The sequence below is a fragment of the Lewinella sp. genome, from assembly GCF_050633125.1.
GTDB lineage: Bacteria > Bacteroidota > Bacteroidia > Chitinophagales > Saprospiraceae > Lewinella.
Genome location: NZ_JBOEFX010000157.1, coordinates 1 through 3,570, shown reverse-complemented (window position 1 = coordinate 3,570; position 3,570 = coordinate 1). Strand labels below are relative to the sequence as shown.

Below are 3,570 nucleotides of genomic sequence, written 5' to 3'. Positions count from 1 at the left end.
AAGGGCTTTCTCATAAAAAATTGATCTTCTTCAAAGCCTCGATTAATTCGTAAAAGTTGTCTTGAAATCGCTCCATTTGAGCGACAACATTCCTCGGTTTCCACCTTCGAAACAACTCCAAGACAATGGTTCTAGCGCTCGCCATTATCTTGGTAATAGGCTTTTTTTTGTTCTGAACATATCCTCTTTAAGGCTGACATCTCGATAATGATTATTGACCTCTATAGCCCAATGATTTCTTACTGCCCCAAAATATTCAAGCGCGTTTTCACTTTCTCCATTGGAAATGTAATAAGCTGTTTCTTCACTTGATTCACTGATTTTCAGCAAGGTACGGCTGCGTCGAACACGAATGAGGCTTCTGAAACCAGAATCATTCCAGCGACTTTCAAAGTATTCTTCACTAATGTCAAAACAAGCATACTCGCGAATTTCCAGACGGCCATGACCTTTATCTACCGTTGCGTGTGTCGTTTTGGCTGGGAAGGCATCCGAATGATCTATCATATCTTTGAGTAAGTTTTTTTGATTATCCTTTAATCCTATAACAAATACACCTCCAGCGTCCTCAATCAAGGTGGTCATTCCGGGGTGTAAGTGTAAGGCATCAGCTGTGAATTGCTGGGTTTTTATCCCCGTAGTATCAACTAATTGCTGCAAACAAGGTTTTTCACTCTCTTTAGTACCGTTGTAAAAAGCTTGACCAACTACTGCTCTATCTTTATGACGCACTATTTGTACCGACACTTCACCTCGTTTATCGCCTTTCTCTATACTTCCTCTAAGTTCTTTACCATCACCAGCAAACCACTGACGCTCTGACTCCTTTAATTCAATATTGAAAAACTTGAACAGCAACTGCTCGAATAAAGCTTGATTTACACTTGCTAATATTCTTGGCAATTGTGCTCTGGATACAACTCGTTCAATATCAATGCTCAATAGCTCACATAGTTGGGAGTGAGTGTTAACCATACATCTGTGGATACTTGACAAGGTTCCGTCTCGATTGCGTAACAATCCCATCATAACACCAAGTAAAACGAAAGCCATGTCATGCTTCCTGCCTCGGCGATCTCTTAAATCTAATTGACAATTAGCTTTAAGTTCCTCGTAAAATGTCGTTTCTTGTTCCAAGTCGTGAGTGGGCTGAGTTCGTTAATTTAGTTGTGGAAAACCAAATTTACATCTTTATACCACTCACGCATTTTTTATGAGAAAGCCCTTCCTCACTAATATTTATTCATCAGAATTTCGAAACAATGAAGCACTACTACTCACTTCTATTTTTTCTATTCGTCACACTATATTTTTGTGGTTCTATCTCCGGACAACAGTTTTCAGAGATAAGTGAAGAGTTGGGTATGGAGCATTACTTTGAAGACTGGAACAGTATAGGCGGAGGTGCTGCCTTTTTTGATTTTGATAATGATGGTGATGATGATCTTTACTTCACCGGAGGAAAGTTATCAGACAGGCTTTATCGCAATGATGGCGACGGCACATTTACGGATGTAACCGAAGCAAGTGGCCTTCAGTTAACAGCTACCTATTTTACTACCGGTGTAACGATCGGTGATATTGATAATGACGGCTATCGAGATATTTTTGTAACTACTTTTGGTTTCCTGAACTCCTTAGCACCAAACAAACGCAATCTTCTTTATAAAAATATGGGAGATGGAACATTCGAGGAAATTGCACCGCTCGCCAACCTCGGTGATGCATCCCGCTCCGTTAGTGCTACTTTTTTAGACCATGATCAAGATGGGTTCTTGGACTTGTATGTCGTCAACTATGTAGACAGAGTAAGGTTTACTTATGGTGAAGATGGCGTTCTCAATGGCTTTGACCATGACTGCTACGACAATTTATTTTACCACAACAACGGCAACTCTACCTTTACCCAAGTAGCAGGCCAGCTCAACCTAGCGGATGCAGGATGTGGATTAGCCATTGTAAACACCGACTATGACATGGACGGTGATGATGACTTATACCTTGCGAACGATTTCGGCGAATTTGTGGAGACCAACCAAATGTATATCAACAACCTGACCACAGGCGTATTTGATACTATTGCCACTGAAAATGACATCAACATTGGCTTCTACGGTATGGGTATTGCGGTTGGAGACTATGACCTGGATCAGGATCTTGACTATTACGTCTCTAATCTTGGGGCCAATGCTTTATTGAACAATGATGGCAACGGCTTATTTACCAATATAGCTGAGCAGGCAGGCGTCACCAATACCAGCACTAGCAACAACTTGCTCGTAACCAGCTGGGGTACCGCCTTTGCTGATATTGACAATAATCTTTATGAAGACCTATTTGTCTCGAATGGCTACATCCCTGCAGCTAGTTTTATCGCGACGGATAGCATTGACCCTAATAAGCTCTATTACAACAATGGCGATAATTCCTTTACTGATATCTCTGACCTTTCTGGCTTCAACACACCCGAAAAATGCAGAGGGCTTGCCTATTCTGACTTTGACAATGATGGTGACATTGACGTTTTTGTAAACGTAATGGCTAGCAGCCCCTTTCCAGACGCCCACGTCAGGTTCTACCGTAACGACCTGGAGAATGATAATAACTGGATTCAATTCAAGCTACAAGGCACCCAAGCTAACCGTGATGCCATTGGGGCAAAAGTTAGCGTTTTTGTAGATGACTTAGTTCTTTTGAGGGAAATCAGTGGTGGTGGCAGCCATGCTTCCCAAAACAGTGTAACCGCCCATTTTGGTTTAGCCAGCTATACTTCGATCGACAGTGTAATAGTTACCTGGCCTGGGGGCGATTCGGAATCCTTTTTTGATTTAGATATCAACCAACGACATACTTTAATTCAAGGTGAGGAAGATCGCGTTCGTGTTTCCTTTACCGTAGACATGAGTTTCCAGGAGGCAAGCGCTCAAGGAGTGTTTATCAAAATGACCGACAGTGATGGTACTACCCGTCACAAGCTCATGTATTCTCCTTTTCAGGATAACCAGTACAGTGTTTCGTTTTGGGAAGAGCCTGGTTTTAGTGGTTTTTATACCATTAAAAATGGTATTTGTCCAGATGAAAGTTGTGAGGAAGACCTGAGTGAAGAAGGATGTGACAATCTCACCATGAACTTTGAGCGTGTCCTGCCTCCTACCTTCAGCGACACCAACATTAACCTTTGTTTTGGGATTTGCGAAGGCCTACCTTGCCAGTCTACCGTAGATAGCTTTATGGTTAGCTTCACCCTAAACGCTGCACCCCTTGATGAAGACTTAGAAAGCATTTTTATCCGTGGACTTGGCTCCAGTTCTCAAGGAATCCCCATGAATGATCCCGACGGTGATGGTATTTTTGAGCTAAGCATTAACCTCGCCGAGAACTTTTCTGATTACTACACTTTTACCAACGGTGACTGCGATGATGTCGGCTGCCTAGAAGACCTTAGTGGACAAGGTTGCACAGACGAAGCCAATAATTACTATCGCTTTTTACCTCCTCTGACACAGGACACCATGCTGAGTGCCTGTTTTGGTGTCTGCAATACCGATAGTTGTTTTGCTCCTATTGATA

Annotated in this window: 2 protein-coding genes; one reads left to right on the top strand and one right to left on the bottom strand. The window is 42.3% G+C overall.

The window, feature by feature from the left end; genetic code table 11:
- Window positions 1–144: 144 nt before the first annotated feature.
- Entirely contained in the window at window positions 145–1,137 is a 993-nt protein-coding gene (locus ACRBG0_RS26260) for an ISAs1 family transposase (protein ID WP_431489799.1), read from the bottom strand.
- Between the two features lie 125 nt (window positions 1,138–1,262).
- Here ACRBG0_RS26260 and ACRBG0_RS26255 point away from each other — a divergent pair.
- A partial coding sequence (locus tag ACRBG0_RS26255; RefSeq protein ID WP_431489798.1) for a CRTAC1 family protein occupies window positions 1,263–3,570 on the top strand: 2,308 nt, incomplete at its 3' end.